The sequence below is a fragment of the Psychrobacter sp. H26 genome (assembly GCF_059073035.1).
This window is the reverse complement of the sequence record NZ_JCACRW010000001.1, coordinates 1,443,285-1,469,121: the sequence shown is the minus strand read 5'-3', so window position 1 is coordinate 1,469,121 and position 25,837 is coordinate 1,443,285. Positions and strand designations below refer to the sequence as shown.

Sequence of the window (25,837 nt, the reverse complement as noted above, 5' to 3'; positions counted from 1 at the left end):
TAAACGATAGAGAATCCTAATTACAGCTATGCTGGTGGCTGCAAGTTTTCAGGGTTCAATCCTTTCACAGGAACCACTTCTTGTAGATGTTGACGAACAGTGTCGATTGGAAATTTCTGCGCTTGCAAGCGTTTCGGTACGATTTGGCTGCCTTGTTGACCTTTCAACTCAAACATCATAAAGATATAGTCGTCAGTCTCATCCCAGCTTTTGATAGCAGTCCAAGGAATAACGGCTTGTTGAGTTGCGCCTGCACGCATCTGCATACCGCGCATTTGTGAGTTTTTCATCATATCAGGTTGGTTGCTTGGCATTGCCATAACTAAACCATGCTTTTGTACACCCAGCTTCATCTGACGCATCTCATCTGGCATTTCTTGATCGGCGACTTGTTTTTCAAACTCTCTTTTTACATACCATTTGAAACCCAACGTACGAGCCAATAGATAAATCACTACACCAACGAGCATTAACCAAAATATAATGGTTGAGTAGCCGGTCACAAAGATGAGTCCTGCAATGGCAAGTATCACAACCACTGCCATAATGATCCATTCTTTGGTCTTAAAGCTTGATAAACCAAAAGAAGGGCTGGCACTGGCAAACAGTTCATACTGTGCTTGGTGAAATTCCGCCTCAGTCAGATTTAAGGCGACAGGTTGGAGCGTGTAAGGGTACAGGGCCATAAAGGTTTCTCAAATACTTGTGTTAAAAGTGTTGGGTTTGTATCGCCAAAGCCGAGCTATGATGCGCCACTTGGCTGGAGGCGAATAAAGGTATGCGCTTATCTTACCGAAAAGTACTCTTAAATGAAACATATAAGCAAGGCTGTTCGCTGATAGGGGTAATATTAACGATTTTATAAGGGTAAGCGAGGGGCGTTTAGGTCGGTCAAACCTTTGAATATGATCCTGAGACAAATGCAACCTGCTAACCATAACGGAAATGGTCGCTCAAAAATAAACCTACAGCCGCCAAAAATGACCAAAACATGGTCAAATCTGCTGGGTCTTGGTATTATAGCGGCTACAAGATATGTTGGTACAAGACATAACGCCATAGCCCGTTGTCACAAAGACAGTGATAGCGAGACGTTGGGCAACTATTATATTAATAAACCTTTTATTCACCTTTAGTGTTACAGGCAACTACTATGATTGATCCGAAACTCTTACGCGGCGATTTGAGCGACCTACAGCAGCAGCTAGCCACCCGTGGTTATGAGCTTGATATGGCGTTCTGGCAGACGATTGAAAACGAGCGTAAGTCGCTACAAGTTAAAACTGAAGAGTTGCAATCGCGCCGTAACGCTGGTGCTAAGCAAGTAGGTGCTCTAAAAAAATCAGGCGAAGATGCCAGTGAGCTATTGGCTGAGATGCAAAGCGTTAGTGGTGAGATCAAAGCTGCGGAAGACGAGCTACGTACGCTACAAGAGCGCATCACTCAAGCAGCGCTACAGATTCCAAATATTCCGGCGGCAGATGTGCCAGTGGGTACGTCAGAAGACGATAACGTAGAAGTGCGTCAGTGGGGCACGCCGCGTACGTTTGATTTTGAGATTCAAGACCATACGCATATTGGTGAGACGCTTGGTATGCTGGATTTTGAAGCAGCGACTAAGTTGACTGGTAGCCGTTTCAACGTGCTTAAAGGGAAGCTCGCACAATTGCATCGTGCATTAATCCAATTTATGCTTAACACCCATACCATGAAGTACGGCTATCTTGAAACGTACGTGCCTTATATTGTGAATTCAGACAGTCTCAAAGGTACAGGACAGCTGCCTAAGTTTGAAGATGATTTGTTTAAACTCAGCAATCACACGAATAACGATGAAATGAATTTTTATCTCATTCCAACCGCTGAAGTGCCAATGACCAACTTGGTGCGCGGCGAGCGTTTGGATATCAAAGAGCTACCATTGAAATTCACCGCGCATACACCATGTTTCCGTAGTGAAGCGGGCTCGCACGGGCGTGATACGCGCGGTCTGATTCGTCAGCATCAGTTTGAAAAAGTTGAAATGGTCAATGTCGGTACTAGCGAACAGTCCGATGACCTGTTAGAGGCAATGACAGGACAGGCCGAATATATCTTGCAGCAGCTTGAGTTGCCATACCGTACTGTACAGCTATGTACGGGCGATATGGGTTTTGCCGCACAAAAAACCTATGACATTGAAGTATGGTTACCAAGCCAAGACACTTATCGCGAAATCTCTAGCTGCTCTAACTGTGGTGATTTCCAAGCGCGCCGTATGGGTACCCGTGTTAAAGATGGCAAACAAACCAGCTTAGCGCATACCCTAAACGGTTCAGGCTTGGCAGTTGGTCGTACACTACTAGCCGTGATGGAAAATCATCAAAACGCTGATGGCAGCATTACGATTCCAGAAGTATTACGTCCGTTTATGGGCGGTGCTGAGCGCATTGAAATCTGAGAGTAATGACATCATGAATACTTTGTCTATAATTGATGAGCTAAATTACTCACAATTTCTCATCTATGGCCAAAGTATAGGCGACGACTTGTTAGGATTTGAAATAGATGCCAATGTATCTTTCTGTTGTATGGAAAATAATGTTGGTTGTGATTTTCTTTATCAAGAACGCCATGATGAGACGAATTGCATGCTTACGTTATGCTGCAAATTTGCAAATAACGTAAGCTATCAGCAAATGGCAGATTATTTAGAGGAGAAATGGCTTGAGCATGTTTGCTATCAAGAATTTGAGAAGCACTATATTGAAGTCGTTAATGATCAATTGATTTTTTATTATGTGACCCGATCAAGTTGTGGACTAGGAGTAACAGGGAAAATTGTTGCTACTTAGTTTATAATGAGCCACCTATTTAGATATCTAAGCAAATTCAGTTCAACAACCTTTTTTAATCCAATAAACTTTCCTTCAATCTTAGGACACGCTATGCCCACCCCAATTAACGAACGTAAACTAGCCAATGCCATCCGTGTACTGTCGTTTGACGCGGTTCAAAAAGCCAACTCTGGACATCCGGGTGCGCCAATGGGTATGGCTGATATTGCCGAAGTTTTGTGGCGCAAATTTTTGAAGCACAATCCAGCTGATCCTAATTGGCACAACCGTGATCGCTTTGTACTGTCAAACGGTCATGGCTCGATGCTTATTTATTCATTGCTACATTTATCAGGTTACGATGTGAGCGTTGATGACCTTAAAGGTTTCCGTCAGCTGCATTCAAAAACCCCAGGTCACCCTGAACTTGGCTACACGCCTGGTGTAGAAACGACGACTGGTCCGCTAGGACAAGGCATTGCTAATGCGGTTGGTTTTGCGATTGCAGAGAAGACACTCGCGGCTCAGTTCAACCGCGACGGTCATAACGTTGTCGATCATCATACCTACGCATTTTTAGGTGATGGCTGCTTGATGGAAGGTATCAGTCATGAAGTGTGCTCGCTCGCTGGCACGTTAGGTCTTGGCAAACTTGTATTCTTCTATGATGACAACGGTATCTCAATCGATGGTAATGTTGAAGGTTGGTTCACCGATGATACTGAAGCACGATTTGAGTCGTATGGCTGGCAAGTTATCAAAGTTGACGGTCATGATACTGATGCCATCACCCAAGCGACTGAGCAAGCGATTGCAGAGACTGGCAAGCCAAGTCTAATCATCTGTAAAACCACGATCGGTGCTGGTAGCCCAAACAAACAAGGTTTAGCGGCCAGTCATGGTGCCCCGTTAGGTGATGATGAAATCGCCTTGACACGTGATGCGCTATCTTGGAAACATGCGCCATTTGAATTAGCTGATGAAATCTATGAAGCGTGGGATGCTAAAGCCAAAGGTGATGTACAACAAAAGAACTGGGACGCAGACTTTGAAACGTACAAAAAAGCCTATCCAGAGCTTGCTGCAGAATTGTCACGTCGTCTAAATGGCGAATTGCCTGCTGACTTTGCTAGCCAAGCGCAAGCCTATATTCAGCAAACTCAAGAAGCGGGTGGTGATGTTGCTAGCCGTAAAGCCAGCCAAAACGCTATTAATAGCTTGCAGCCATTATTGCCAGAACTATTAGGCGGTTCAGCGGATCTCGCAGGATCGAACCTCACGCTATTTAAAGGTGCGAAAGGCATCGAGAAAGACAGCGACGGCAACTACATCTATTACGGCGTACGCGAATTCGGTATGACCGCGATTGCCAATGGTATTGCACTGCATGGCGGCTTTATCCCTTACGTAGCGACTTTCCTCATGTTTATGGAATATGCACGTAACGCGGTACGCATGGGCGCACTCATGAAGCAGCGCGTCATCCATGTCTATACGCACGATTCTATCGGTCTGGGTGAAGACGGCCCAACGCATCAGCCCGTTGAGCAGTTGACTAGCCTACGTACCACGCCAAACCTACGTACATGGCGTCCGTGTGATGCGACTGAATCTGCCAGTGCTTGGGTAGAAGCTATTAAGTCTGAAAACAACCCATCAGCATTGATCTTTAGTCGTCAGAGTTTGCCACATCAAGCACGTGATAGTGAGCAAGTAGCGAACATCACCAAAGGTGGCTATGTACTGGCAAAAGAACAAGGCGAGCTAAAAGCCATAATCATCGCGACAGGCTCAGAAGTTGGCCTAGCGATGGAAGCGTACGAGACGCTTAGCGCGAATGGTGTTGGCGTCCGTGTGGTATCTATGCCATGTGCTGAGATTTTTGTGGAGCAAGATGCTAGCTATCGCGAAACGGTATTGCCTGCCAATATCCGTGCTCGCGTCGCAGTAGAAGCCGCGCATGTAGATTACTGGTATAAGTTCGTTGGTCTAGATGGCAAAGTCATTGGCATGACCACTTATGGCGAATCTGCTCCTGCAAGTGACTTGTATAAAGAGTTTGGTATCACGACTAATGCAGTGGTTGAAGCGGTAAATAGTTTGGTGTAATAAACCTGACTTAGTTAGTGTTTAAGAAAAGAGCTGCCGGAAAAATCTGGTGGCTTTTTTTATTGTTTAATCTATAAAAATATGTTGACTAGCTTTCATAAAAATCTATAATCATATTTGTTATAAAAAGTTATTTTAAGTTTGTAATATGTAACAAATACACGTGGTTTGGTATATAGCATGAACTACTAAACAACCCTCTTAAGCGAGTCCTTACATGCCAAGCATCCATTCCATCAAAAAATCAAGCTCTGCCATTGCTATTGCTTTTCTCGCGACTTCGTTAACGGCTTGTGGTGGAGGCTCTGATTCTGATAGTCAGAGTAATGACAATCCTGATAAACCGCCTGTCACTACGCCTAGTGACAAATGTAAAGACGTTACCGCTAGTAATTCTGGACAAGCTGATTTAGATAAAGATGGAATCATTGACGACTGCGATTTAGACGTTGATGGTGATGGCGTTGAAAACGAGAAAGATGCAAGACCCTTGGATGCCACTATTGCTGGCATCAGCACTAAATCTTATAAAGGAGACGGTTTTGGCTATATAAATGCAACTGAAAGTTTTTACTTTAATGGCAAAAATCAGCTGGTTGAGCAAGAATACCTATCATCTAGCAATCCTGATCGAGCTAATACCTCAACGCAGTTTACTTACGACAATAAAGATCGCCTAATTCGCCGCGAACAAACCCGTGGTCTCGATAAGCGAAATGATGGTATCGAAGTATGGGTATATGATCAAAAAGGTCAGCTAACTGAGTTCAATACTAATTCTGATAGAGATAGTATTTTTGAGAGAACAGTAACTTATCAATATAATTCAAACGGTAATATCGAACAGATAGTAGAAAAGGATTCAAGTGATTCGAGGTTTTTCTATAATTCAACAAGAACATATACTTATAATAGCTCTAATCAGTTAGAAAAAATTGAGACGGATGAATATAACGACGGTAGTATAGACAGAGTTGAAGATATAACTTTTAATATTAATAATTACCTAGCTAAGTCTGCTCTATCTTTTGTAAGAGTTGATGAAAATACTAATAATGATGTTAGAGAATTGCGTAATACTTTAGAGCTCAGCTACGATAATCAAGGTAATGTTACAAAAGTTGTTGATAGCTCAATCGATTATGGAAGTGTTCGAGCTGTTACCTATAGCTATGATAATCAAAAAAATATTATTAGAAAGACAACTAATGACGAACCATCTGTTATCGATATTGAAGTTTCTTATAATAATTTAGGCTTAGCGACTAGTGCTACGGAAACATATGAAGGGTTTAGAGCTAACGTTCAGAATGTTACTAATAAAGCTGAATATAATAATGCAGGATACTTAACTAAAACTCTAGTAGATGTTAGTCAAAATGGAAAAATCAACCAAGAGATTACTTACAGCTATGAAGGAAGCGTCCCACTAAAGTTTAATATGCCAACATTTATAGATTTTGGATTATCTAATAATAGAGCTCCTACTGCGACTAGTTTATTGAATAAAGTGAATGCTAGATATACCGCAGATATGATTAAAGAGTCTTATTATGACTAACTATATATCTGAGATTGTTATGTCTATAAAGAGTTTACTGTAATTTAAGCATAAACTAAATTTTTAGTTTATAAGAGAGCCGTTAGAGTAGTCTAATAGCTCTTTTTAGTTGCATACCAAGTTTGATGAGCGGTTTGATGAGCGAGATATTAAATGAGCAATAATTATACAGTCGATGACAATAGCATTGCTTCAAATCCCGGTAATACAGAGCTAAATAAATGGGTATGGTTTTGTCATAATAAAATGTTCGTAAGCTTATTGACACTATTTCTAATTTGCTCATTATTAGCTACGATGGTCATCGATGTTATGTATTTCTTAGTTACTGTTATTGCAGTAGTGATGAACCTTTATTACTGGGTAAATAAAAAGGAGCATTTTCTAAGTGGAGATTCAAATGGAGGTATTGTTGTAGATACTTATCCTACTCTCATTGCAGTTAATACAAATTTAACTAAAGGTTACGGTCATTTCCCAGTAGTCAAAATAATGAAATGTACTTCATTAAAAAATGTGTCTGTTGGCGATAGAGTACCAACAGTTGCGCTCTATACTGCCTCAACTAATGACGATTTAGCACATTGGCTAGACTTCAACCCTATTCCTTTATCCTACGCAACTAATGATGCAAAGATAATAAAGTTAGCTATGCAAAGTTATTCGAACGAACAGTGGGAGGAATTGGAAAAATATTTATTAGAATTAGAGAAGCCATATAAGCCAGGTTTATATCATGTTGATAAAGAACAGAGTAATTGGAATGAGCAATTGAATGACTCTCTAAGTATTTTGAGTAGTATTGAACTTGAAGGAGGAGGTGGACGAATTAATCTAATGAAGATTGTAATTAGCGTAATGGTATTTATAGCTATTTTATATGGGCTAAAGATTTTCATTTAACGGGTATCAACCTAATGAGTTATTTCTCGAGAAATCTACAATGTCCCTAAAATCCAGCTTTAAAGGTTTCCTAGGTGAAACCGTTATCAACGTCGCCATGTGGCTTAAGCTTGAAAAAGATGTTTACCATAGATTAAACGGTATTACTTTGCCATTAGCCAATGGCGGTAGTACCCAAATCGATCATATTATCGTTTCTGTATACGGCATCTTTGTCATTGAAACCAAAAACTATAAAGGCTGGATATATGGTAGCGAGAAGCAAAGACAGTGGACGCAATCATTCCCAAATGGAAGTAAATTCAAATTCCAAAACCCATTGCGCCAAAACTATTTGCACATAAAGACACTGGCTGATTTGTTGGGATTGGAGCTGAGCTACTTTCATTCGATGATTGCTTTTATCGGTGAATGTGAGTTGAAAACCCGTGATGAGCTACCCGAACATGTATTGACCAGTGGCATAGTGTCGTATGTAAAGAAGAAACAAGATAAGCTACTCACTGAAGACGAGGTCACATCTATCGTTGAACAGATAGAAAGCAATAGATTTAGCAAATCGTGGCGCACCAAACGCCAGCACAAAGCCTATCTAAAAGATAAGCATGGTAACCCAAGCGAGAGTACTGATAATCCCGCACCTGAGCCTATAATAAAAGAAACCGTTGATAGAACTATCCTAAAAAGTAGAGAAGTGCATCGATGGTCTGGTCAAACTGAAATTGAATCTAGCGAGTTACCCGTTAATAATCTGGAAACCAAGCAAACAATTACACCACATACCAGTATGCCGCATGATATGGCCAATAAAGTGTTTGTGACGCCATTTGAGATTGTAGAATCTGAGCCAAAAGTGAATAAACCTGCGATACTTAAAGCGGCAGATAATACCGCTAATCTCGTCCAAACACCAACTTGTCCAAGATGTAACGGTGAAATGATTAAGAGAGTAGCAAAAAAAGGCCTGAATCCAGGTCAGACCTTTTTTGGTTGTAGCCAATTTCCTAAATGTCGCGGCGTAGTGAATATTGATTAGTCGTTAATCATCCTAACCTTAGTCACCTTAACCATATATCTCTTCTAAGCGTAGACAAGCCACCAGTCGACCATCCCATTCGCGCAGTTGTGGCTCTACTTCGCTACATTGCTGCTTGGCATAGGGGCAGCGTTTATGCAGAGCGCAGCCACTTGGCGGGTTGAGTGGACTTGGTAACTCACCTTGTAACGTTAGATCGTTTTTATGTCCATTTACCGTGGGTGCAGCTGCCAGTAACGCGATGGTATACGGATGTTTTGGCGCATTATAAATGGCTTCTTTGGGGCCGTGCTCGACGGCTTGACCCAAATACATCACCATCACATCATCAGCAACATGACGTACGACCGATAGATTGTGCGAGATAAAGACGTAGGCAGTACGATATTCATCCTGCAAGTCCATAAATAGATTCAAGACTTGCGCTTGAATGGACACATCGAGCGCGGAAGTTGGCTCATCAGCGACGACGATTTTTGGATTGAGCATCATGGCGCGGGCGAGGGCAATTCGCTGCCGTTGACCACCTGAAAACATATGCGGAAAACGACCTGCATGTTCAGGACGTAGACCCACGTTTCTCATCATCTCGTTGATCTTGTCGCGCTTCTCTTCTTTGGACAGTTTGGTATGAATATCCAATGGTTCAGTCAATTGATAGCCAATGGTGTGGCGTGGGTTCAAGCTCCCATACGGGTTTTGGAAGACCATTTGTATTTCAGTACGCAACTCTTTTAGCGCCTTTCTACTATAGCCGGTAGTGCCTTCATCATTGATAAATAGCTCGCCCTGCGTAGGCGCTTCGATCAATGTTAGCTGGCGGGCAAGGGTTGATTTGCCACAGCCTGACTCACCAACAACTGCCAGTGTCTTACCAGCTTCAAGTTCAAATGAGACACCATTGAGCGCTTTCACGTATGCTTTTGCTTTGCCCAGACCTTGTGATACTGGGTAATGCTTGTGTAAATTGTCTGCTTTTAAAACCACTTTATTACTCATACTTGTGACTCCAAAGTAGCAGTGTGAGAGGTAGACGTGCGAGAAGAAGGATCAGCATGAATACAGCGTACCTTACCATTTGGTGTATCCAAAATAGGCGGTGGCACATCACACGCGGATTCTTTATACGGGCAGCGTGGAGACAATAGGCAACCCGTTGGGCGATCGTATTGACTGGGCACAACCCCTGGTAAGCTATTCAGACGGTCCTGACCGATAGCCAGCTCAGGGATGGCTTGTAATAGCGCCTCTGTATAAGGGTGTGCAGGATGTTGAAAAATCTCTGGCACGGTACTGGTTTCAACCACTTGTCCCGCATACATAACCGCGACATCACGCGAGTTTTGAGCGACCAGACCCAAATCATGAGTGATTAGTACCATCGCCATTTGTTTTTCACGTTGCAAACGGCTCAGTAAGTCCATGATCTGCGCTTGTACAGTGACATCAAGCGCAGTGGTCGGTTCATCGGCGATCAGTAGTTTTGGCTCACAAGCAAGCGCCATCGCAATCATGACTCGCTGACTCATTCCCCCTGATAGTTGATGCGGATAGACCTTGAGACGGTTTTTGGCGTCAGGCATCTCGACCAGTTCTAACAGCTCTAATATACGTGTTTGTACGGCGGCGCCGCGCAAACCAAGATGCTTGCGCAGAACTTCACCCAATTGCATTTCAACGGTAAAGCTTGGATTAAGACAAGACATGGCGTTTTGAAAGATCATAGAGATGTCTTTACCAACGATGCCGCGTCTCTGTTTCGGCGGCATACCGAGCATGTCTTTACCATCAAACATCACCCGCTGAGCACGCACGGTGGCAGACGGTGACAGTAGTCCCATCAGCGCCATCATCGTGACCGACTTACCTGAGCCAGACTCTCCTACGACAGCGATGACCTCACCTTGAGTAATTTTTAACGACACATCATCCACTGCGCGAAAGGCACGCACACCTTGTCCAAAAGTGACTGACAGATTTTCGATATCTAACAGCAACGGTGAGTCTTTTGTTGATGCGCCATTCATAGACGTGTGGTTGGTAGGTGTTTTAAGTAATGATTCAGTCATGTTAGGTCACCTGTTTGAGTTTAGGGTCTAGCGCGTCACGCAAGCCATCACCCGTCAAGTTGATCGACAATGCTGCTAAGAAAATAGCGACACCTGGCCAAATAGCGAGCCAAACATTACTTTGAATATACTGACGAGCCGTACCGAGCATCGCGCCCCATTCAGCATCTGGTGGCTGTACGCCAAAGCCTAAGAAACCAATCGCACCTGCTTCTAAGATAGCAGAGGAGAAGATCATCGTTGCCTGCACGATAAGCGGTGCCATACAGTTGGGTAGAATGGTCACGAACAGTAGACGCAGTACGCCAGCACCCATGACTTGTGAGGCAATAAAGTACTCACGCTGTAGCTCTACCATCGCAGTGGCGCGAGTCAGACGAATAAAGGGCGGTGTACAGACCAGTGCAATCGTGATAATCGTATTGGTCATAGATGGGCCTAAGATAGCGGCAATAATGATGGCCAAAAGCAAGCTGGGATAGGACATCAAAATATCATTAACCAGCATGACCGCCTTGCCCCAAACCTTTGGCCAAAATGCAGCACTAAGTCCTAAAGAAATACCGACCAGCATAGCAAGGGTGGTCGCGCTCAAACCGATAAACAGTGAATAACGCGCGCCATACATCACTCGCGACAAGGTATCTCGGCCAGCATCATCAGTACCTAGCCAAAACATCGTATTGCCACCATCCAAAAAAGCAGGGGGCAATTGCTCTTGACCGGTAAATAGCTCATAAGGGTCATGGGGTGCAATGGCGGGCGCGAGTATGGCAACAAGCACCATTAGTGCCAGTACGATAAAACCAAGCACCGCGCCTTTGTTTCGGCAAAACGTCGACAAAAATAGTTGCCAAGAGGATGGCGGTGTGGCGGCCATAAGCTTGACATCGGAGGGGAGAACAGAAGGCTTCATGAGCAGTTCCTATAGTGGCTAGTGCATTGGATTTTTAGGCTTCTTTTTCTAACAATCATTAGAAATTTACTACAAACCTTTAAAACCAAATAAGCGCTAATCCTCACTATTTATAATATGTGTATTTATCACTGTTGAATTAAGACGTATGTCGAATGCGTGGGTTGATCAGACCATACAAAATATCAATAAATAAACTGACCAAAATCAGGGCAGTGGCGACCAGTAGAATACCGTTTTGTACAATTGGGTAGTCACGTGTGAAGAACCCATCGAGTAACCAGTTGCCAACACCTGGCCAACTAAAGATTGTCTCGGTAATGATCGCACCCGCGAGCAATGTTGCCATCTGTAAGCCAACAACTGTAACGACAGTGATTAACGCATTACGCATGACGTGTACCAGTATCACGCGGCGCGGTGACAAGCCTTTGGCACGCGCGGTACGTACATAGTCTTCATCTAACACCTCTAGCATCGCAGAGCGCGTCATCCGCGCTATCATCGCTAACGGAATGGTCGATAGCGCAATAGAAGGCAGGATGAAGTGTTTGACCACGTTCCAGAACGCACCAGGCTCGCCTGATGTCAGGGAACCGAGTAGCCATGAGCCATATAGCGGCTGCACATCCAAAAACTGTGCGACAGAGATCACCCCGGCGACAGGTAAAAGTCCTAGGTAGTGGGCAAATATGCCAGTCAAAATAGGCCCCAGCAAATAAATGGGCATAGAATAGCCTGCCAGTGCCCCTGACATGAGTGTGTAGTCAATCCATGTGCCGCGGCGTAGCGCTGCAAAAATACCCAAACTTATCCCAACGACGCTAGCAATGATAATAGCGCATAGCGCCAGCTCTAACGTGGGCACAAAGTGTGCAAAGAAGTCTTGCAGTACAGGGGTACGGGTACGGAAGGACTGACCGAAATCACCTGTCAAAATACCCGTTAGGTAGTCCCAATACTGGGCGATGAGGGGTTTATCTAGTCCCAGTCTCTCTAGCGCGCGAGCGTGTAGCTCAGGGTCGACCATACGCTCACCCATCATAATCTCGACTGCATCTCCAGGGACGAGGCGAATTAGAGTAAAGGTGGATAGGGTGAGACCAAGATAGACAGGTATTAGGATGGCGATGCGACGCAGAATATAAAGTAGCATGGGCTGCTCAATAGTTGTGGTTCAATGATTAGAGTATTAGCAGTGATGAGCGTATTCGTGACCAAGCATTCAACCCATATTATTGATATCATTCATATAAGTGCGGCCGGGGCAGAGTATCTGACCCAGCCGAATATCAATAAATACAAATATTAATGAATTAAGAGTGCTTGTCATACAAGGACGTAATCAGCCAAGGTTATTCAACTTTTACGCCATCGAAGCGTATTGAGCCAAGTGGGCTAATCTTATAGTCGACGACGTTTGGTGCAGTGAATACGGTTACGACCGAGTGTGCCATTGTCGTCCAAGGAAGTTGTTCTTTGAAGATTTGCTGTGCTTGCTCGTATTCAGCGACACGCTCGTCTTGATTATTGATCTGACGGGCATTGGTCACTAAGTTATCAAAGTCTTTGTTACACCAGCGTGAGTAGTTATTGCCACCGACCGCGTCACAAGACAGTAATGAGCCTAGCCAGTTGTCTGGGTCACCATTATCACCGGTCCAGCCAGCTAAAATGACATCAGGCTCGCCTTTAGCAGCGCGCTTGAGGTACTCGCCCCACTCATAAGTGACCAGCTTGGTATCGACACCGATCTTAGCCCAATCTGCTTGTAGCATCTCAGCCATCAGCTTGGCATTTGGGTTATATGGTCGTTGGACTGGCATATACCATAGGTCGATAGAAAGATTGTCTGCACCAGCTTCTTTAATCAGGGCCTTTGCTTTTTCGACGTCATAAGGTGCGTCTTTTAGAGACTCGTCATAGCCCCACTGTGTTGGTGGCATTGGGTTGGTCGCTTTGAGACCTTCGCTTTGATAAACCGCGTTGATAATCGCGTCTTTATTCACAGCCATATCTAATGCCTGACGGACTCTTAGATCACTAAGCTGAGGTTTTTCAACGTTGTAACCAACATAGCCCACGTTGAAACCAGGTTGGTCGAGAACCGTGGCCTTGCCAGACTGTTTGACAGATTCAATCTCGGCAGGTTTTGGATAGGCCGATACATGACACTCACCAGCTTGTACTTTTTGAGCACGGACTGCTGAGTCTTTAGTGATAACAAACACAAGATTATCGATATGAATATCGTCTTTATTCCAGTAGTCTGGGTTTTTGGTATAACGAATTTGTGCGTCTTTTTGATAAGAGGTAAAGACAAATGGTCCTGTACCAACAGGTTTGGTATTGATATCAGCGGCATTACCAGCTTCCATCAGTGTGTTGGCATATTCAGCAGAGTTGATGTAAGCGAATGGCATCGCTAGGTTCTGCAAAAATGGGGCGTTGGTTTCGCTCAGGGTGATTTTTACCGTGTAGTCATCGACCTTTTCGATATCAGAGATAATATCAGGTAGCCCCATGCCAACAGAATAAGGGAATTCAGCAGGATAAGATTTATTAAATTCAAAGTCTGGGTCGGTGATACGCTCTAGCGTAAAGACAATGTCGTCGGCATTGAAATCGCGAGTCGGGGTAAAGTAATCAGTCTTACCAAATTTAACGCCTTTACGTAGGTTGAACGTATAGGTTTTGCCATCATCGCTAATCTCCCAGCTCTCAGCCAACCCTGGCTGAATCTCAGTTTCCGCTCTTTTAAACTCTACCAAACCGTTATAAATAGGGAATGCACTCGCATCAAAATCTGTACCCGAAGTATACTGCGCCGGATCAAAACCAGCAGGGCTACCTTCTGAACAATAAAGCAAAGTCTTGGCAGCTTTTGCATCAGAGCTGGCAGCAGAGTCATCAGTGGTTTTATTGTCTCCACTACAGGCACTAACGCCTAAGATGAGTGTCGTCAACAGGGTAAGTTTAAAGAGAGATTTTTGCATTATTACATCCTATGTAGTGATAGGTAGTCACTTATGATATCCAGATAGCGGTGTTCAACTATGGATATCATGAGCAAGCGTTTGATGACCTTGGAATGTTTATTTATATATTTTCGTATATACAAAAAGAAACATATTATGGGTTGTTATAACTTTAATTTATATCGATAGAAACTAAAAATATAAACAAGTCGTTCGAATATACTCCCTTAATCTGCAGTAGTGCAAGCTATAAATGAACTAATTTTGATAATAATTGCATCATTATGCTGTCAATAGCACGAATTTAGTAGAATATGCTAAATTTTATTGATTTTTGTCTATACATCTAATTTGTGCCAAAAAGTGATTAAGATCCAGTGTTATATGATTTTTTACTAAATACAGACGACGAGAAATAAACTGGTTACGTGCATCTGACGTAACCAGTTATGACATGTTTTTAAGGTAATTATCTATGTGACGACATTATCTTTGGCTATATTTTATGCAGAGATATTTTTGGCATGATCATGAGTTGCCTTGATAAGGTCTGCTATTTTTTCGGCAATCATAATCGTCGGTGCATTGGTGTTGGCACTGATAAGCGTTGGCATCACTGAGGCATCAATGACCCGTAGTCCTTTTACACCGCGCACTTTTAGCGCCAAGTCAACCACCGAGCTATCATCTGAGCCCATCCGGCAGGTGCCTACTGGATGGTAGATGGTGTCAGATTTATTGCGGATATAGCCGAGCATGCCATCTTTTTCGAGATAGGGGGCAGGGTAGTCTTCTGTAATATACTTGGCGAGTGCTGACTCTTGCATGATGGCTCGAGTACGCTCGGCGCCTGCCACCATCTGCTCAACGTCTTTTGGATGTGAGAGGTAGTTTGGATCGATCAAGACGGCAGCAGAGGGGTCCGCTGAGTCCAGTCTTACCGTACCGCGACTCTCAGGTCGTAAGTAGCAGCTATGGCAAGAGACCGCATAGCCACGTCTGAGGTCTCGACCATGCTCAATCACACGTGAGATGACAAAATGCAGCTGAGTGTTTGGCCACTCTTTTGGCGCATCACCCACACTAAAGAACGCACCTGCTTCTGCATAGTTAGTAGAGAGTATGCCTGTACCGTCCTTTCTCCATTGGCGAATGCTTTTGGTCAATGTCGAGAGTGCTGCTATACCGATACCGATGACATCCGTGGTATTGACCTCGTAATCAAAGACCACATCTAGATGGTCTTGTAAATTACCGCCAACTTCAGGGGCATCTACTATGACCTCAATACCATGAGACTGTAAATGCTCGGCGGGACCAATACCTGAGAGCATAAGGACCTTAGGTGAACCGAATGCACCACCTGACAAGAGAACTTCGTGACGTGCCAGAACCGTGTGTTCTACGCCGTCTTTTTCGTAGACAACACCAGTCGCTTGATCGTCTTCAATAATGACACGATTGGCTTGGGCATGTGTGATGACAGTTAGGTTTGAGCGGTTTTGTACGGGATGTAGATAGGCGGCAGCCGCGGAGCAGCGTTGGCCTTGTTTTTCACCATGGAAGTGGGTGACCTGATATAACCCTGCACCGTCTTGTTTTTCGCTATTGAAGTCTTTGTTATGGTCCAAACCGTTCGCTATAGCCGCCTCGACAAAAGCCTTTGAGATGTCTCGCGGGCTGAGCAGATCGCTGACATGCAGTGGTCCACCATCGCCATGTAAGTCATCGCTACCATGGACGTTGTTTTCAGCTTTTATAAAGTAAGGAAGCACATCATCAAACCCCCAGCCAGTACAGCCTTCTTCTACCCAGCGCTCGTAATCTAGTTTGCTGCCGCGTGTGTAGATCATGGCATTGATTGCTGATGAACCGCCTAGGCATTGCCCACGTGGTTGAAAACCTTTACGGTTATTAAGATGCTTTTGGGGCGTGGTATGAAAGCACCAGTTGTTCAGTTTGAGCGGCTTGCCCGGCACCATCAGAATCAGTCCGGCAGGTACGCGTACAGCCAGATCTTTCCCATCACCGCCGTACTCTAATAAGCAGACACTGATATCTGGGTTTTCGGTCAGACGGCTTGCAAGTACACAACCTGCCGAGCCACCGCCCACAATGACGTAATCAAATGTTTTGTCAAATTCCATTTTATATTCCTTATAGCATCCATGCTAATTAAAATAGGCTATGCTTTACAGTATCTATTATTTTGCTGAAATAATAAAATAAAAATGACTCGGCGGTGTCTGTGTATATCAGTAGGGTATAACCGCCCATGGGGCAGCACAGGGTGCATGGCGTAGTACTGATGCCATATTGTCTTGTTTCAAATAACCTTTCATCTTGTCCCGAATAGTCTCATACCGAACAGATCTCTGAGCGTACGATGAAGCGCTTGCCTTCAGGGATCTCTAATGAAAAACTCGCACCGCGCCCATTGACCACATCGATAGTCAGATCAGTATGCTGCCACAGATCGTACTGTGCTTTGCCCATATAAAATGGACAGCCAGCAAGCTTGCCAACCAGCACATCTTGACCGCCTACCTTAAACTCTCCTAGTGGATAACACATCGGCGAGCTACCATCACAGCAGCCACCTGATTGGTGAAACATCAGCTCACCGTGCTTGGACTTCAATAGCGCAATCAACGCCTCACACGCTTCTGTTGCCATAATTTTCATCATTAACTCCTCATATTTCCTCTATCTATAAATTACCGTTCTATAAATGACCAGTCTATAAATTATCAAAAACAGCACTTTAATTGTTTATTAAAGCAAAAATGCAACCTACCTTGCGACAGATTGCATTTTTTATGCTTGTTTTAGCATGGTCACAAATTAAGAGTTGTCAAAATCTGCTTAGAAAAAACCCATCGCTTTAGGGCTGTACGACACCAGCATGTTTTTGGTCTGCTGGTAATGATCGAGCATCATCAGATGGTTTTCGCGGCCAATACCAGATTGCTTGTAACCGCCAAATGCTGAATGTGCAGGATAGAGGTGATAGCAATTGGTCCATACGCGGCCGGCTTGGATGCCACGGCCAAAACGATAAGCGCGAGTACCATTACGTGTCCAGATACCAGCGCCGAGACCGTACAAAGTATCATTAGCAAGCGTCATCGCTTCTTCATCGTCTTTGAAAGTAGTGACAGCGAGTACAGGACCAAAGATTTCTTCTTGGAACACACGCATGTCATTGGTGCCCTCAAAAATAGTGGGCTGTACGTAATAACCGTTTGCCATATCGCCATCATGTTTGGCGAGCTCACCACCTACCAGGACTTTTGCACCTTCTTTTTTGCCGATATCCAGATAAGAAAGGATTTTTTCTAATTGATCTGAGCTGGCTTGTGCGCCAATCATGGTATCGGTATCAAGCGGATTGCCCATTTTGATGGCTTTGACGCGAGCGATACAGCGTTTCATAAATTCATCATAGATGCTTTCGTGAACGAGCGCGCGTGAGGGACAGGTACAGACTTCGCCTTGGTTTAGGGCAAACATCACCAGACCTTCGACCGCTTTGTCCAAGAAGTCATCGTCTTCATCCATAATATCAGCAAAGAAGATATTTGGACTTTTGCCGCCCAGCTCTAGCGTCACCGGAATGATATTTTCGCTGGCATACTGCATGATTAAGCGGCCAGTCGTAGTCTCACCAGTGAAGGAGACTTTATCGATACGTGGGTTAGAAGCGATAGGCTTGCCGGCTTCAACACCGAAGCCGTTGACGACGTTTAGTACGCCTTTAGGCAGAATATCAGCTACCCCTATCAATTCAAGCATATATAGGACAGAAGCAGGAGTTTGCTCAGCAGGCTTGAGGACGATACAGTTGCCCGCCGCTAGTGCTGGGGCAATTTTCCAAATTGCCATGAGAATAGGGAAGTTCCAAGGAATGATTTGACCGACGACACCTAGTGGCTCATGAAAGTGATAGGCAACCGTATCTTCATCAATCTGACTGATGCCGCCTTCTTGTGCGCGGATAACGCCAGCAAAATAACGCAAATGGTCAATGGCGATTGGAATATCAGCGGCGAGGGTCTCACGTACAGGTTTACCGTTTTCGTAACTTTCGGCGATTGCGATGGCTTCTAGGTTGGCTTCGATACCGTCAGCAAGTTTGAGTAACATATTGGAGCGTTCAGTGACACTTGTTTTGCCCCAGGCTTCTTTTGCTGCGTGAGCTGCATCTAATGCCGCTTCTACATCGGCTTCTTTCGAACGGGCAATCTGACAGAAGGTTTTACCATCGATTGGGCTGGAGTTATCAAAGTACTCACCATCGATAGGAGGCGTCCACTCACCATTGATAAAGTTGTCGTATTTTTCGCGGAATTGAACGGGACTGTCTTCAGTATTGGGATAAGCGTATAACATTAACCACTCCTTGTTGTGTATTATGGTTATCTAAAATATGGTCACTGGTGTAGGGCCATTTAAAAATAATCCTTGGTCTTCCTAACCAAGTTATCATCCTATCGTACTGAGCTTTTTTGCAGAACGATAATGACTTTTTATAATGATATATTTTGTATCACATAACTTTAAGTTATGTGATATGAGCGGGTGAAAGTAGTCCGCAAAGTGGTTGCAGCTGCTATAATTGTGAGCATCGATTTTGGCTGGCTATGGTTATTGGGTTAACCGTGGCAGCCTTGTATGTATACTATTCTTTTTCATAATATTGGTTGGTTTGGGTCTATGCGTCAATCTTCTGCTCTTGATATCCTAAAAACAGGTCAAAACGTCTTTTTGACTGGCTCAGCAGGCTCAGGCAAGACTTATACGCTCAACCAATACATCGACTATTTGCGCGCACGCCGTGTGTCCGTCGCGGTAACGGCAAGTACGGGTATTGCAGCCACACATATGAATGGCACAACGATTCATAGCTGGTCAGGTATCGGTATCAAAGATGAGCTGACGGATCGGGATTTAACCACCTTATCACGCAAGCAGTTCTTGGCAGACAGACTAAAAGATACGGCAGTATTGGTCATCGATGAGATATCGATGCTACATGCCAAGCAGCTCAATCTAGTCAGCCAAGTGCTCAAGCACATTCGCAAAACTGACAAAGCCTTTGGTGGTATTCAGGTGGTAGTCGCAGGGGACTTCTTTCAGTTGCCGCCCATCGGTAGCAAGGGCGAAAGCAATCGTGAAAAGTTCGCGTTTATGTCTGAGGCATGGCTCGATGCCAAATTTCATATTTGCTATCTATCAGAGCAACACAGACAGGTTAGCGAAGCGGCCAATGGCGGACTAGATTTGGACGATATCCTTAACCAAATCCGTCGTCAAGAAGTGACCTTTGAGGCGATTGCGGCGTTGGAGGCGACTTATGATCAAAGCGTCGATATCAAGCGTACGCGTCTGTACACGCACAATCTCAATGTCAACAAAATCAATGACAAAGAGCTTGCTTCTTTAGAGGGAGAGACGATGCGCTTTGAGGCGACTGCCACAGGCGACAGTAAGCTGGTTGAAACCCTAAAAAAGACCGTACGGACTCAAGATGAGCTGACCCTCAAAGTTGGTGCAAAGGTCATGTTTATCAAAAACAATGCCGAGCTTGGTGTCTCTAACGGTACGATGGGTGAGCTGATCGGTTTTGCAGCGGTTAAGATTGATGATGGTAAGGCAAATGATGATGCGTTAATCGAAGACGATAGCAGCGATGACATTGATGAAGATGCTGCTGGCGAAAAAACGACAAAAAGTAAGAAGTCCACTGCTAAGAAAGATAAAGAAAAACCAAAAACAAAGAAAACAACCACGCAAAAAATGCCTGTGGTGCGGCTCAACTCAGGACGTGAAGTCATCGCTGAACCTGAAGAATGGATCATCGAAGATGAAACGGGCGATGTGCTGGCAAGCTACTTGCAAGTTCCGCTCTGTCTGGCATGGGCGATTACGATTCACAAATCACAGGGCATGACCCTTGATGCAGCTGAAATTGATCTGTCACGCACCTTTGAGTTGGGTCAAGGCTACGTAGCATTGTCACGACTCAAGTCACTGGCAGGGTTACAGCTGCTCGGTATGAATGACATGAGTCTGCAACTTGACCCGCTAGCACGTGGGGCAGACAAGCGATTCTTAGTGCTGTCTGCGGAGGCAGATGTCAACTACGCCATGCTGGATGAGGAGAGTATGCAGCAGGCACACAAGAAGTTTGTTTTAAAATCAGGTGGAACGCTGAGTAAATCTGTCATTGATGCCTATGCGGCGCTGCAAAAAAAGCGCCGCGAGCAGCAGCAAGCGCAAATAGACAAAAAACAAAAATTAGGCAATCAAGTCTCTGATAAATCAGAGAGTACTTTGCTTGCGACTAGAGTGCTGTTAGAGGAGAGTCTGACCATAGCAGAGATCTCACAAGCGCGTCAGCTGTCACAATCAACCATCATGCGTCATATCGGTGAGCTAAAATCACAAGACCCCAGCCTTGCCTGTGATCATCTGCGTCCAGACGATGAAGTGATGACAGCTGTAGGCAATGCGTATGTCGCCATCAAGGTCGCTAACAACCCAAATGACTTCAATGATGATGGCAGTATCAAGCTGCGCCCCATATTTGATCATCTCAAGCAGAGCATCGACTACAATACCATTCGCTTGGCTCTGATTTTTATCACGCCATAGGTGTTTGTTGCTACACAGGTAGCTATCTATTGCCGCACAGAATGTCATTGCAAATTTTATGGTACGACAGTACCAAACCCACTATTAGAGCGTGCCAAGAGTGACCGCGCTCACTCTTTATCTTTCTTATTTGATAGCGATACCTTGTTATGCCTGATTTTTCTAATGCGACTTACCAGTTGACCTCCGATCCCATCGCGATGACGTTTCGTACGACTGGTGAGCACTCACAGCCACTAAGAGTCGCCATCAATGGTTTTGGACGTATAGGACGCAATGTACTGCGCGCCTTGCTAGAGCGCTTTGAGGTATTGGGACGTGCTATCCATGTCGTCGCCATTAATGATTTGGCACCGGCAGATATTTTGCTTCACCTCCTAAAATTCGATAGTACACACGGTCGCCTTAGTCGATTGGGCGTCGATGCTGAGATCATAGAAAGTAACGCGGATAATGGAGGCAAAACCCAGCTTTGTCTAACCAAAAACAATCTAACATATTGTATCAATATGCTATCAGAGCCTGATCCACAAAACCTATCTTGGCAGTCGCTGGGCGTCGATGTGGTACTAGAGTGTACCGGTCATTTTCGCTCTTACGAGCAGGCGATGTTACATATCAATGCAGGCGCGCAGCAGGTCATTATTGGTGCTGCACCATTCGATGATGTGGACGCTTGTATCGTTATGGGCGTCAACACAGACGCGCTGACACTTGAGCTACCGATTATCTCTAGCGTGTCTTGTACCACGCAGGCATTGGTGCCGCTGATTGACACACTGGACAAGGCATTTGGTGTAAGATCTGCCATGATGACAGAGATTCATGCGGTCACTGCCGATCAGACTGTACTCGATCAGGCGCATCGAGACCCAAGACGCGCACGTGCTTCTGGCTATAATATTATCCCAACGACGTCCAGTAGTATCGCTGCAACAGAGCGTGTCTTGCCAGCCATGGTCGGCAAGATAAATGGGCACTCGATACGTGTACCTACTATCGATGTGGCAGCCATTGATGTGACTTTTGTATTTGATACGCCAGATGTCAGTATTGAGGATATCCGTGAGACACTCAAATCGGCCAGTCAGGCACATCTGCATGACATCATGGCGTATACCGATGAGCCGTTGGTCTCTAGTGATTTTATTCATCAGACCGAGTCGCTGATCATCGATGGTCAGCAGCTCATGCAAGTAGGCGACCAGTACAAGGTTTTTGCGTGGTACGATAATGAGTGGGGATATGCCAATAGGCTGCTAGATATGTGCCTACATCTGGCTTATAGCAAGCGATAATCATCTGATTAGAACGTATTTGAAAATTAATTGAACTTTTTTAGATTAGGGGCTTGCATTATAAAATGATATCTATATAATGATGCACCAATGGAGACGTGGCAGAGCGGTTGAATGCACCGGTCTTGAAAACCGACAAGGGTTAATAGCCCTTCGAGAGTTCGAATCTCTCCGTCTCCGCCAAATTCGAAAAATCCCCAATCATTGGGGATTTTTTTATGGGCATTTGTAAAGGTTTAAGTCATACATCTCATAGATGTCTTTATTAGTCTACTTTGGACAGCTATTTTGCTAATGAGTTGCCAAACTCGATGGTCTGGTCATCCACTAATACTAGGGTGCCTTCTTTTATCTCAATGGTCATGCCTGTGGTGTTTTTGATCGCACGCATGACATTGATGTCCTCGATACTGCTATCGATGACTATCTTTCCAGATTGCTCAGGCTCAATAGCAGGATCAAATGTGATCAAAGGGACATTGAAGTTCTTGCCTTGCTCAAGGTTATCGTCTTGCATCGTCAGCGTACCTTTGAAGCTCTCAATAGGTACTGTCCCATGATTTGATAGCATAAACTGCATTTTGACTTGGTTTAAACTGTCACTATCACTGGTTTTGATGGGCAGCAGGGCGACAGGGTATTTCTGAGCTGTCGCATTTGCTGTCTCACCAGAGACAATAGGGCTTTTCTTACCTGTTGGATTATCAGGATGCAGGCGCTCGTATTCACGCTGTTGTATCAAGGCTTGCTTGATCGTGGTACGCGGCATGGCACCTGACTCATACGCATCGCTGAGTTTCATACGCAGCATATAGCGACTGAGGACTTGCTGATCGGCTGCAGGTAGTTGTTCAAAGGTTTGTCCTAATTCGTCTTGCCACTGGTCAGAATCAGTAGGTATGGTTTTTTGGCTTGGATCTGTTTGCGGCGACGAGCAGCCAGAGGCAAGCGCGAGCACCGTAACCGTCATGGTCAAATACAAAGCCTTGTTAAAACGCCGCTGTAAACCTTTCATCGTACACCCCCTTATGCATTTTTATTATGATAAAGCCTGTCTAATAGTGATGGCTATTTTCTTAATATACCTCGTTTAGGGAGAGGTTGTGTTTAATTATGGCTAACTGCGGTAGTAAAATGTGCAAAGTACTAAAAAGTGAATACCTTTAAATAGGACAGATAACAGCATAAATAAAAGAGAGTACAAGAATAAAAAAGGTGCAGTGTTCATTAACAGTGATAAAGCAATCGACAAAAAAAGACCACGTTCGCATCAGCAAACGTGGTCTTTTTTTTGACACTCATTATTAGGCTTTATGTGCCAAGTCATGATGTCCAAGCTGTCGTTTTCAGATCGATATTCATTTCAATATAGAGAGTATTATTTATCGTTGTCTTGAAGCTCAGACAAAGAGTGCGTGATATGATTGTTGTGAGTAACCACAATAGCTTCATCAATGATACGTTGGCTCACGCCGCGCTTGCGTAGTGTCTCGATAAAAACTTCATCATGAGCCAGTGTATAGTCTTGATGGTCACGATCGAGACCTTGGCGAATATATAAGCGAATAAGCCCTTGAATGCGTTTGAAACCTAAGTCTGATGACGTTGTTTCTAATAGCTCAATCATTTCTTCAGACAAACGAATACTGATCGGGCGCATAATTTTTTGCGGATGATCAGAAAATTTATTTTTTATACGTACAGGTATCATAATAAACCATTACTTTTAGTGAGTAGGAGCAAAGCACTCAAACAAAAACGAACCCAATCCAAATTAATCTTACCATACAACAAAAACGCCTAAAATAACACTATAGCCATGCAATACGCTTAAACTTATAAGTGCATATTAATATTATTATAAGTGCCTATAAAAGAGGCAACAATAAAAAAACCTTCATCAAATAGTGATGAAGGTTTTTAGTATATGGCTCTCCAACCTGGGCTCGAACCAGGGACACACGGATTAACAGTCCGTTGCTCTACCAACTGAGCTATTGGAGAATAAGCTGTCATAACACTAAGCGTTTTAGCTTTGTTACCAATCAATTTCTTGGCTTGTTTGCGTTATGTGGGGCACATTTTAGCCAAGTCATTAGGGGCTGTCAACCTTATTATGCCATTAATCAGAAATATTATTACAATTATCAAAAATAGGCGTTTGTCCCTTACCAAATAAGCTATTTCGATACTGATATTTACCGAATACAGGTAGCAATTGGCTGTAGCAATGACGGACATCTATAAAAATCTCGTCCAGCATACAGACAAGTTCAGATAGATATCAAAACAGCACGCTAATTTACTGCAAAAATATACGGTTTTTTAAATATCAAAGCAGTCACTACACTATTTGACACAATAAAGACGCAAGACAGCCTTCACATTGCTAGAGTATTGCTATAAAATACCTACCATACGGTATCTTTAATATGTATTTAACAAGTACATTGTTAGTAAATGCTTGAATGAAGGCGGGTGTGCTAAAGATGAGTCCTACAACAATTGCCTACGGTTACCTGACCATTGCCATCATATGTGAAGTGATTGGCACGACTTTTTTGATGAAGTCAGAGCAGTTCACCCGTCTGGTGCCGACCATCATGATGGGCGCGCTCTATACAGTCTCATTTTATTTATTGGCACAGACGCTCAAGACCATACCACTGGGCATTGCCTATGCATTGTGGGGCGGGCTAGGCATTGTGTTGACCTCGCTTGTGGGTGTGGTGCTATTCAAGCAAACCCTTGATACGGCAGCAGTAGTCGGCATTGCTATGATTGTTGGCGGTGTTGTTGTCATGAACTTATTGTCTAATTCTGTGGTGCATTAGTATGAATATAGAAGTGGAAAATGCTCATAAGCGTAAAAAACAGCCAGAAGTGGTTCGTCGGGCGCTGCTGGATCAAGCGGCACGGATAACACTAGAGCAAGGGCTGACTAAGGTAACGTTTCAGGCGGTCGCTGATGCAGTAGGGGTAACCAAAGGCGGCGTTATGCATCATTTCGCTACCAAAAACGCCCTTGTCATCGAAGTGTTCAATGATGCGATGGCCAAATTTGAGGCAGAAGTAGATGCCGCTATGGCAAAGGATCCTGTGAGTTATGGTGCTTTCACCCGTGCTTATATCGATGCCACTATCAGTCTGGGCGAAAAAGCGCAGGCAGAATATGACAATCAAGCAACCTTATATGTGTTGATGCTAGGGGATAGCGAATTACGTGAAATGTGGGCTCAGTGGGCCAATGCCCAATTAAAGAAACATGCCGCAACTGACGATACCGAAACCCTATGCATGGTCCGTCTGACTGCTGATGGTATTTGGCTCTCGGACTTTTCAGGTGTCGATATAGCAGACAAAAAGAGGCTGCGTGATCGACTTATAAAAATGACGCAGCGTGATTTTGATACGAGCTCGAGTTAATCAACATTTAATCAATGAAAAACTACGAAAACTATATTCACAAAACTAAATAATGACGACATTATGTG

General features: G+C 44.2%; 21 protein-coding genes and 2 tRNA genes. 11 read left to right on the top strand and 12 right to left on the bottom strand.

Going from position 1 to position 25,837, the window contains the following annotated elements; translation table 11 throughout:
* Positions 1-26: 26 nt before the first annotated feature.
* On the bottom strand, positions 27-686 hold the full coding sequence (locus AC5JPT_RS05995) for a YcxB family protein (RefSeq protein WP_319051247.1): 660 nt from the start codon (positions 684-686) through the stop codon (positions 27-29).
* Positions 687-1,153: 467 nt separating this feature from the next.
* Between AC5JPT_RS05995 and serS the strand changes: the two genes are divergently transcribed.
* The 6 genes from serS (at position 1,154) to AC5JPT_RS05965 (ending at position 8,425) form a co-directional block, all read left to right on the top strand.
* Positions 1,154-2,440 carry a serine--tRNA ligase gene (gene serS / locus AC5JPT_RS05990; RefSeq protein ID WP_493857458.1) on the top strand — a complete coding sequence of 429 codons (1,287 nt, stop codon included), beginning with the start codon at positions 1,154-1,156 and terminating at the stop codon, positions 2,438-2,440.
* A gap of 13 nt (positions 2,441-2,453) precedes the next feature.
* Complete coding sequence (locus AC5JPT_RS05985; protein ID WP_474726158.1) at positions 2,454-2,834, top strand: hypothetical protein; 381 nt, start codon at positions 2,454-2,456, stop codon at positions 2,832-2,834.
* 93 nt (positions 2,835-2,927) lie between these two features.
* Positions 2,928-4,925 (top strand): transketolase, encoded by a 1,998-nt coding sequence (gene tkt, locus AC5JPT_RS05980; protein WP_493857457.1) that lies wholly within the window; start codon positions 2,928-2,930, stop codon positions 4,923-4,925.
* Between the two features lie 217 nt (positions 4,926-5,142).
* Entirely contained in the window at positions 5,143-6,486 is a 1,344-nt protein-coding gene (locus AC5JPT_RS05975; protein WP_493857456.1) for a hypothetical protein, read from the top strand.
* Positions 6,487-6,639: 153 nt separating this feature from the next.
* A complete protein-coding gene (locus tag AC5JPT_RS05970) occupies positions 6,640-7,389 on the top strand; it encodes a DUF3239 domain-containing protein (protein WP_493857455.1) in 750 nt (249 codons plus the stop codon).
* A 40-nt stretch (positions 7,390-7,429) separates the two neighbouring features.
* Positions 7,430-8,425: an NERD domain-containing protein gene (locus AC5JPT_RS05965; RefSeq protein WP_493857454.1), complete on the top strand. Its 996-nt coding sequence runs from the start codon at positions 7,430-7,432 to the stop codon at positions 8,423-8,425.
* A 27-nt stretch (positions 8,426-8,452) separates the two neighbouring features.
* Here AC5JPT_RS05965 and AC5JPT_RS05960 read toward each other — a convergent pair whose 3' ends face one another.
* The 8 genes from AC5JPT_RS05960 to exaC form a co-directional block, all read right to left on the bottom strand.
* Positions 8,453-9,424 (bottom strand): peptide ABC transporter ATP-binding protein, encoded by a 972-nt coding sequence (locus AC5JPT_RS05960; protein WP_443526012.1) that lies wholly within the window; start codon positions 9,422-9,424, stop codon positions 8,453-8,455.
* Positions 9,421-10,494, bottom strand: coding sequence for an ABC transporter ATP-binding protein (locus AC5JPT_RS05955; protein ID WP_493857453.1), 1,074 nt, complete (start codon positions 10,492-10,494; stop codon positions 9,421-9,423). Before AC5JPT_RS05955 ends, AC5JPT_RS05960 begins: the two co-directional genes overlap by 4 nt.
* Position 10,495: 1 nt before the next feature.
* Positions 10,496-11,410, bottom strand: coding sequence for an ABC transporter permease (locus AC5JPT_RS05950; protein WP_319052179.1), 915 nt, complete (start codon positions 11,408-11,410; stop codon positions 10,496-10,498).
* Between the two features lie 139 nt (positions 11,411-11,549).
* Positions 11,550-12,566, bottom strand: coding sequence for an ABC transporter permease (locus AC5JPT_RS05945; RefSeq protein ID WP_493857452.1), 1,017 nt, complete (start codon positions 12,564-12,566; stop codon positions 11,550-11,552).
* 199 nt (positions 12,567-12,765) lie between these two features.
* Complete coding sequence (locus tag AC5JPT_RS05940) at positions 12,766-14,406, bottom strand: ABC transporter substrate-binding protein (protein ID WP_493857451.1); 1,641 nt, start codon at positions 14,404-14,406, stop codon at positions 12,766-12,768.
* A gap of 485 nt (positions 14,407-14,891) precedes the next feature.
* The gene (locus AC5JPT_RS05935; RefSeq protein ID WP_493842731.1) at positions 14,892-16,535 is read right to left on the bottom strand and encodes a GMC family oxidoreductase; all 1,644 of its coding nucleotides are present in this window, start codon (positions 16,533-16,535) and stop codon (positions 14,892-14,894) included.
* Between the two features lie 211 nt (positions 16,536-16,746).
* Complete coding sequence (locus AC5JPT_RS05930; RefSeq protein ID WP_493857450.1) at positions 16,747-17,076, bottom strand: DUF779 domain-containing protein; 330 nt, start codon at positions 17,074-17,076, stop codon at positions 16,747-16,749.
* A 177-nt stretch (positions 17,077-17,253) separates the two neighbouring features.
* Positions 17,254-18,780, bottom strand: a complete 1,527-nt coding sequence (gene exaC, locus AC5JPT_RS05925) for an acetaldehyde dehydrogenase ExaC (protein WP_493857449.1) — start codon at positions 18,778-18,780, stop codon at positions 17,254-17,256.
* A 324-nt stretch (positions 18,781-19,104) separates the two neighbouring features.
* Here exaC and AC5JPT_RS05920 point away from each other — a divergent pair, with 324 nt between their 5' ends.
* From AC5JPT_RS05920 to AC5JPT_RS05910, 3 genes are all read left to right on the top strand, one after another.
* Positions 19,105-21,045: an AAA family ATPase gene (locus tag AC5JPT_RS05920; RefSeq protein WP_493857448.1), complete on the top strand. Its 1,941-nt coding sequence runs from the start codon at positions 19,105-19,107 to the stop codon at positions 21,043-21,045.
* 200 nt (positions 21,046-21,245) lie between these two features.
* Positions 21,246-22,343 (top strand): type I glyceraldehyde-3-phosphate dehydrogenase, encoded by a 1,098-nt coding sequence (locus AC5JPT_RS05915; protein ID WP_493858435.1) that lies wholly within the window; start codon positions 21,246-21,248, stop codon positions 22,341-22,343.
* A gap of 92 nt (positions 22,344-22,435) precedes the next feature.
* Positions 22,436-22,526 (top strand) — tRNA-Ser (locus AC5JPT_RS05910).
* A 100-nt stretch (positions 22,527-22,626) separates the two neighbouring features.
* Here the strand turns inward: AC5JPT_RS05910 and AC5JPT_RS05905 are convergent.
* From AC5JPT_RS05905 to AC5JPT_RS05895, 3 genes are all read right to left on the bottom strand, one after another.
* Positions 22,627-23,358, bottom strand: a complete 732-nt coding sequence (locus AC5JPT_RS05905; protein ID WP_493857447.1) for a hypothetical protein — start codon at positions 23,356-23,358, stop codon at positions 22,627-22,629.
* A 363-nt stretch (positions 23,359-23,721) separates the two neighbouring features.
* The gene (locus tag AC5JPT_RS05900; RefSeq protein ID WP_319052189.1) at positions 23,722-24,054 is read right to left on the bottom strand and encodes a CopG family transcriptional regulator; all 333 of its coding nucleotides are present in this window, start codon (positions 24,052-24,054) and stop codon (positions 23,722-23,724) included.
* Between the two features lie 217 nt (positions 24,055-24,271).
* Positions 24,272-24,347: transfer RNA gene (locus AC5JPT_RS05895), tRNA-Asn, on the bottom strand.
* Positions 24,348-24,811: 464 nt separating this feature from the next.
* Here AC5JPT_RS05895 and AC5JPT_RS05890 point away from each other — a divergent pair.
* Positions 24,812-25,177: a DMT family transporter gene (locus tag AC5JPT_RS05890; RefSeq protein WP_443526030.1), complete on the top strand. Its 366-nt coding sequence runs from the start codon at positions 24,812-24,814 to the stop codon at positions 25,175-25,177.
* A 1-nt stretch (position 25,178) separates the two neighbouring features.
* Complete coding sequence (locus AC5JPT_RS05885; protein WP_493857446.1) at positions 25,179-25,769, top strand: TetR/AcrR family transcriptional regulator; 591 nt, start codon at positions 25,179-25,181, stop codon at positions 25,767-25,769.
* Positions 25,770-25,837 lie beyond the last annotated feature (68 nt).